Below are 6,049 nucleotides of genomic sequence, written 5' to 3'. Positions count from 1 at the left end.
GCCCGCGACCGGCTTCCTCCGTCGCAGGCTTCGTGGTGATGGTCTTGGGCGCTCTTGTACTCCGGCCTGGTCGATGCCCCTGCGCGGCAACGCCGTCGCCCAAGTCACCGCCCTGGTAGCCGTGGTGCTGGATGCCAGTACCGCCGGGAGCGGCGCATAGCCGGACCGGTCTCACGGTACGGGCCCGCTCATGGCGACGGCCGCCGGTCGGCCGGCGGCCGTGTGCCTCGCGAGACGTGGCCCCCGCACCGTCCACATCGAGCACTCCCTGCGGGCAGAACCCGGAAGCGTAGAAACCCGGGTCTCGAAGCTGCCCGCCAGGGACGCACCGGGCCTGCCGACCTCTGCGGGAGTCGAGGCGGGGCCCGGCGCTCTTGGGGCACCGCAGGCTCGCTCTGCTGCGGGAAGCAGCCCCAACCACCACACCCGAACGGCACGGGGAGACTGCACCCCCAACCTAGACCCCAACAGCGGCCACCGACCCCCCATAAGGGGGACTGCTATAAACCCCCCAGTTGCTCGCACACCAGGCAGAAAGTGATTCTGCGTGTGTCGGTCTCTTCATCCCCAGGGCCGTAGAGGACTGAAGCTGCCCCAGAACGCTGTGCGTCCGGCAACCTGCGAGGGTGACAGGCAGTGAAGTCCTGCGTGAGTTGCAGGCCTTGGCCGTCTCAGGCCGCGGTCGTTGGGTTCGCTTCCGCGGCGTGGCGGCATTCGGCATTGATGCGCTGGGCGTCTTCGAGCTGGTCTTCGAGGATGACGATGCGGCAGGCGGCCTCGGGGGTGCCCTGGTCGACGAGTTCGCGGGCGCGAGGTCGATCGCGAACCCCACGCCCATGTCGCCGACATAGTGCTCCGCAACCGTTTGAACTCCGACCTCATCTGATCCTGGCGTCAATTGGGCCTGCCGAAGCCGAGCCACGCAGCGATCCTCAGGTCAACGCATCATCCACCTGAGGACCGCTAACAGATTTGTCACCCTGACCGACCGGACCCGGGCCCACGCCCTGCGCGGCCGCGGCCGCGCCGCCTCATTGGGTGGCGCGATAAGGTACCAGGTAGGTACCATGCCGGTATGCCATCACTGAATGTGACCTTCACCGACGAAGAAATGGAAGCCGTGCGCGCGTCTGCCGCGGCCGAGGGCAAGAGTCTCAAGCAGTACATGCACGACCTCGGCGTCCGCGAAATGCAGCGCAAACAGTTCGTGGCCGGCGCCGCCTCATGGGCGGACAGGCTGCGCGAGGAGTTCGACGAGGCATTCCCGGACGAGATTCCCCCGTCCCAGCGCGGCGAGGGAGCCACTGCCGCCTGATGACCCTGTACATCGATGTCCCCTGGCTCCTGGACGTGCAGGACGCCGCCCTCGGCAATGACGACGTGACGGTCACCGACTACTCGGCGCTCGTGGCGGCCGTCGCGCGCCACAAGACGCGCATGCCGACCCTCGCCACGTCCAACCCCGACACCGCGTGGCGCGCGGCCGCGCTCCTGCACACCATCGTGCGTCTCGAACCGCTCCCCCACCGCAACAGCCTCTTCGGCGCCTTCGTCACCGGCCAGTACATGGACCAGTCGGGGGAAGGAATCGACCCTCCCTACGGGGCCCTGTCCGACCTGATCAGAAAAGTCCGCGAAACCCGGCTGAGCATCTACGACGTCGCCGACGTTCTCCGCACCTGGCAGATCTGACACCCCTCCCAGCTGGACTGCTGCGGCGGTGTCCGGCGCTCGCAGCCGGGCCGCGGGGTCAGAGCAACGCCGTCATCGTCTCGTGCCGGCATGCCCTACAGAGCCCCCGCGCAAGGACCGTGACGGGCTATCAGCTGGACTATGGCATCCGAGCCCGCCGGGCTTGTCCGCTTCACCCCAGGCCGGCACCGACGGTCCTTGACATCCTCGTCCGGGTGTTCGTGGCTCGGGAGGACGGCTGCGGTCTGGGGCCGAGCGTAGGACGTGCCGTGGTACGGCCACCCGTCCCCATGCGTCCGTGGTCCAGGCGACCAGCAGGGCGACCAGGAGCAGCGCGTCACGGTTGCCTGGGTGAATGACCGCGCGTTCCTCGACGGTGTGGAGGGCCGGGGTGTGCTCGACGCTGGCCAGGGAGAGGGGCAGCCACGCCGCATCAGCGCGAGGTGAGCGAACCATCCTGCGAACGGCGAGTGCCCCAGGCGGCCGACTGGTGGCGAGCGCGGCACCCCACAGGACGGTCACCGCAGTATTCTGCGGCTCGGTGGCGGCCTGGTGCGAGCGCTGGTGCGCGGGAAGTTGAGGCGGCTGGCCATGCGGGCCGCCCCGTCCGCTGGAGGCGGCATGCCAGGCCCGGAGCAGCCAGAAGGCGGCTGCTGCGCCGCCGGGGGTGGCAGCGACCTCGGCCCAGACGGCGGGGCGCCGAGGGCAAACAGATGGGCAGTGAGCGCGTGCGGCCGCCCGTGCGGGAAGGCGGATGTACAAGGATCGGCGTGCTGGCCGCTCTTCCCACAGTGCTCCTGGCGGGCCGGTCCCGCGAGTCAACTGAGATGGTCAGGGACTGTCCCAGAGGGTGACGGCAACATCCGGGGGCTGGCTCAGAAGGTGATCTCGTCGGCCAGGCGGATATCGGCATCATGTTGCGGCGCATCATGCGCAGCGCTGCGTGAGCAAGATCAGCGTGGATATGGGCCACGGCATCCTCGGGGACAGTCACCCGCAGGTGACGGATGTGCGCGTCGAGCGCCGAATACAGCACGCACTGCTCGGTGACCTGACCGCACAGCACCACGTGACCGACTTCTTGCTGGGCGAGCAGGTAGTTCAGTGGCGTCTCATATAGATCGAGTGCCGGGCCTTGACCACGAAGAGCGAGGTGTCGTCGGGCCTGAGCGGTTCGACCAGGTCGGCGTGCGGCCCGCAAGTGCAGTGTCGGCAGCTCCCCGTGGTGGGACCGCCATTCTCCGAAGTTGTCGTTGACATAGATGACGGGAGCCTCGGCAGCGAGCAATGCTCATGACTTGTGGATCGGCCTCGGATTGGACGCGAAGGGCGTACCTTCCCGAGTGATCGACTTCTGGTCATCGAGTAGGCCGACGTTGCACCGTCGGTCGGGAAGGCACGCCCGTGCTGAGCGGGGTGAATGCCGATGGAACGACCGAGACCGGCTCCCTGATCGACGACATCGTCCGGGAGGGCGCGAGGCGGATGCTGGCCGCCGCACTGGAAGCTGAAGTCAACGCCTATATAGCCGAGTTGGCCGGTCAGCAGGATGAGCGCGGGCACCGTCTGGTGGTCCGCAACGGCTACCACCAGGCGAGGAAGGTCACGACCGCGGCCTGGGCCGTCGAGGTGAAGGCCCCGCGGGTCAACGACAAGCGCGTCGATGAGTCCACCGGCGAGCGCAAGAGGTTCTCCTCGGCGATCCTGCCGCCGTGGTGCCGCAAGTCCCCGAAGGTCAGCGAGGTGCTGCCCCTGCTCTATCTGCACGGCCTGTCCTCTGGCGACTTTGTGCCCGCCCTTGAGCAGTTCCTCGGTTCGACGGCCGCCCTCTCACCGGCGACGGTCACCCGGCTCACCCAGCAACGGCAGGCCGATCACGCCGCGTTCGGCGAGCGTGATCTGTCCGCCAGCGACTACGTCTACGTATGGGCCGACGGCATCCACCTGTGCATACGCCTGCGGGAGGCGAAGTCGTGCGTGCTTGTGCTGATGGGCGTGCGCGCGGACGGCACCAAAGAGCTGATCGTCATGAACGACGGCTACCGCGAATCCGCCGACTCGTGGGCCGACCTGCTGCGGGACTGCGCACGCCGGGGCATGCGCGCTCCCGCCCTCGCCATCGGGGACGGCGCGCTCGGGTTCTGGAAAGCCCTGGCCGAGGTGTTCCCCGAACCCGGCATCAAAGGTGCTGGGTTCACAAGATCGCCAACGTCGCGAACGCCCTGCCGAAGTCCGCCCAGCCCGGCGCAAGGAAGGCCCTGCAGGAGATCTGCAACGCCGAGGATCGCGACCACGCGCTCAAGGCCGTCGCCGAGTTCGCCAAGACCTACGGCGCGAGGTTCCCCAAGGCCGTCAAGAAGATCACCGACGACGTCGACGAGCTGCTGGCGTTCTACGACTCTCCCGCCGAGCACTGGGTCCACCTGCGGACAACCAACCTGATCGAGTCGACTCTCGCCACTGTCCGTCTGCGGACCAAGGTCACCCGGGGCGCCGGCAGTCCGGCCGCCGCCCTGGCCATGGTCTTCAAGCTCGTCGAGTCCGCACAGCAGCGGTGGCGAGCCGTGAACGCTCCCCACCTCGTCGCCCTCGTCCGCGCCGGAGCCCACTTCGAACGCGGCCTCCTGGTCGAGCGACCGACGGCCGCAGCGTGATGCATGAACGACGTCGGCAGGGGCGGTCTTGGTCGCGAAACAACCGCGGCTACGTTCTGCTCAAGGTGGACACCGTCGAGGACGACGCCTGGATGTCCCAGCCAGAAGCCGCCCGCCGCCTGGGCGTCACTCTCATCCGGGTTGGGATGCTCATCGCCAACCGCCGTCTGATACCGGCGGAGAACCGGGCTGGCCAGGCTGGAGTCATAACCGCCAGCGTTCAAGCCGAGGAAACCTGGCGAGCGAACGCGAGTAGGAGGGCGAAGTTCGCCCGCCTTCTGAAGGACACGATCAACTGGTTCTGATCACTGATCCACAAGCCTTGTGGATAGCTCCTCGGCAGCCCTGGCGCGTTCCAGGAGGCGACTGAGCGCAGGGATCACCTTTGCCACGGACGTGACGAGAAGTTCGGCGCCGTCATGCCCATAGGTGTTGATCATGTCGATGAGGGTGAGTGCTGTCCTGTCATGGCCATCCACGATTGCGCCCTTCTCCTGATCGCACGGGCCGACATGCCAGGGGCCCCACTTTGCGGGCGATGTCGGCCTCATGAACCAGCACCTGACGGCGAAGCAGGCCTCCTGCGGGTTCGGTCAGCGCCCGAGGCAAGGCGGCGCCGGCCGTGCTGCGTCACCGCGGATCAGGTTGCCGTTTGGCGCCGCGGCCCCAGGGGTCAGGCGCTCCCGGGGACCAGACTTCCGGTCCTCCTCCGTGCCACTCGATGACCGGCAGTTCTGCCACGTCGACCTCGTCCAGCCCCTCCCAGCCCGCCTGGTTGAGAAGCTCGGTCAGAGCACGCAGGCTGCGGACCGTGCCCGCGGGCCTTCCATCCACCCACACCAGACGACCGACACGTCTCGTGGGCGGGTGGACGATCACGGAACGCTCCCTCATGTCCCACACCTCACCTTCCGCTGCCCTGTCCCGCGCTGGCGACAGGCAACGACGTGGGCCGCTGCCCGGGGCGCAGGATGACGTCGCGGCGCGTCGCGGACGATTCGCCGGAGCGGCGGTGGAAGACGCCCGCTGTAGTGGCTGGGGGCTTGGGAGACGCGTCGGCCGCTCGGCGTCCGTGTCCGGGCCTCATGGCCGCTGCGGAGCTGGAGGCGGGTGCGACGGCAGCCTTGGCCAGGTAGGAGTGGGCGGTCGAGGGCGTCAGCGATCTCGCGGGTTCCGGTGGACACACACAGGGTGTAGGCGAGGTCGCGCAGGCGCTGACTGGGGGCGTCGCTCCGTCGGGCGTTTCCTCTGCGAGGAGCGTCTCGTACGCCCTGACGAGCTGGCTCAGAGTGGCGGGGAGGGGCATCAGCATCGGTGCAGCTCCTTGGACTAAGGCTTTCCGGCCTCCACTGGTAAACGAGTCCGAGTAACGCACTGACATGGGTGGGTCCCTGCTACCGCGGAATGAAAGCTGAGTCTGTTGGTCCGGGATCATTGGAGGGCTGTCCGGAGGACGACCGTGCCGCCAGAAACCATGCCTCCAGCACGCCGAATCCGGCACTCACCCGTCTCGCGAGCATGATCGTCCGTATGATCACCCGCCCAGGCACGGGGCACGGCCGTGGGTCACAGCGGTCGATCACCTCACGCGGCCCTCGTCCGATTCGACCTCTTCGTCCTCGTCGTCGGGGAGGTGGACGTCGTCGACGGCGATGTTCACCTCGACGACCTCCAGTCCCGTCATCCGTTCCACGGCGCTGATC

6 protein-coding genes and 4 pseudogenes are annotated in these 6,049 nt (G+C 67.9%); 4 read left to right on the top strand and 6 right to left on the bottom strand.

All coding sequences use genetic code 11. The annotated features are described in order from the left end of the window. Positions 1-671 precede the first annotated feature (671 nt). Positions 672-818 (bottom strand): annotated as a pseudogene (locus ACFWBT_RS41175) (MerR family transcriptional regulator); the annotation flags it as partial. 257 nt (positions 819-1,075) lie between these two features. On the opposite strand from ACFWBT_RS41175, the gene ACFWBT_RS41170 reads away from it, so the two are divergent. Beyond that, positions 1,076-1,315, top strand: coding sequence for a hypothetical protein (locus ACFWBT_RS41170; protein ID WP_385709412.1), 240 nt, complete (start codon positions 1,076-1,078; stop codon positions 1,313-1,315). Continuing rightward, complete coding sequence (locus tag ACFWBT_RS41165) at positions 1,315-1,692, top strand: toxin Doc (protein ID WP_385709409.1); 378 nt, start codon at positions 1,315-1,317, stop codon at positions 1,690-1,692. Before ACFWBT_RS41170 ends, ACFWBT_RS41165 begins: the two co-directional genes overlap by 1 nt. Positions 1,693-2,605: 913 nt before the next feature. Here ACFWBT_RS41165 and ACFWBT_RS41160 read toward each other — a convergent pair. Beyond that, positions 2,606-2,968 (bottom strand): annotated as a pseudogene (locus ACFWBT_RS41160) (isochorismatase family cysteine hydrolase); the annotation flags it as partial. Between the two features lie 128 nt (positions 2,969-3,096). Between ACFWBT_RS41160 and ACFWBT_RS41155 the strand changes: the two are divergent. Together ACFWBT_RS41155 and ACFWBT_RS41150 are read left to right on the top strand one after the other, a co-directional pair. Beyond that, a pseudogene (locus ACFWBT_RS41155) lies at positions 3,097-4,346 on the top strand (IS256 family transposase). A 65-nt stretch (positions 4,347-4,411) separates the two neighbouring features. After that, positions 4,412-4,651 (top strand): DNA-binding protein, encoded by a 240-nt coding sequence (locus ACFWBT_RS41150; protein ID WP_359237572.1) that lies wholly within the window; start codon positions 4,412-4,414, stop codon positions 4,649-4,651. On the opposite strand, the gene ACFWBT_RS41145 is transcribed toward ACFWBT_RS41150, so the two are convergent. The 4 genes and pseudogenes from ACFWBT_RS41145 to ACFWBT_RS41130 all read right to left on the bottom strand — a co-directional run. Continuing rightward, complete coding sequence (locus tag ACFWBT_RS41145) at positions 4,652-4,786, bottom strand: hypothetical protein (RefSeq protein WP_385709407.1); 135 nt, start codon at positions 4,784-4,786, stop codon at positions 4,652-4,654. A 190-nt stretch (positions 4,787-4,976) separates the two neighbouring features. Further along, the gene (locus ACFWBT_RS41140; RefSeq protein ID WP_385709405.1) at positions 4,977-5,240 is read right to left on the bottom strand and encodes a hypothetical protein; all 264 of its coding nucleotides are present in this window, start codon (positions 5,238-5,240) and stop codon (positions 4,977-4,979) included. Then, the gene (locus ACFWBT_RS41135; RefSeq protein WP_385709414.1) at positions 5,237-5,557 is read right to left on the bottom strand and encodes a DUF5133 domain-containing protein; all 321 of its coding nucleotides are present in this window, start codon (positions 5,555-5,557) and stop codon (positions 5,237-5,239) included. Before ACFWBT_RS41135 ends, ACFWBT_RS41140 begins: the two co-directional genes overlap by 4 nt. 368 nt (positions 5,558-5,925) lie before the next feature. Continuing rightward, a pseudogene (locus tag ACFWBT_RS41130) lies at positions 5,926-6,049 on the bottom strand (Asp23/Gls24 family envelope stress response protein); the annotation flags it as partial.

The organism is Streptomyces sp. NPDC060027 (assembly GCF_042737005.1).
Taxonomy (GTDB): domain Bacteria; phylum Actinomycetota; class Actinomycetes; order Streptomycetales; family Streptomycetaceae; genus Streptomyces.
This window is presented reverse-complemented; position numbering and strand designations above follow the sequence as displayed.

Excerpts from the sequence above, each read along its gene's own strand:
- ACFWBT_RS41140 (WP_385709405.1), bottom strand. The coding sequence starts at position 5,240 with ATGAGGGAGCGTTCCGTGATCGTCCACCCGCCCACGAGACGTGTCGGT.
- ACFWBT_RS41165 (WP_385709409.1), top strand. The coding sequence starts at position 1,315 with ATGACCCTGTACATCGATGTCCCCTGGCTCCTGGACGTGCAGGACGCC.
- ACFWBT_RS41145 (WP_385709407.1), bottom strand. The coding sequence starts at position 4,786 with ATGATCAACACCTATGGGCATGACGGCGCCGAACTTCTCGTCACGTCC.
- ACFWBT_RS41170 (WP_385709412.1), top strand. The coding sequence starts at position 1,076 with ATGCCATCACTGAATGTGACCTTCACCGACGAAGAAATGGAAGCCGTG.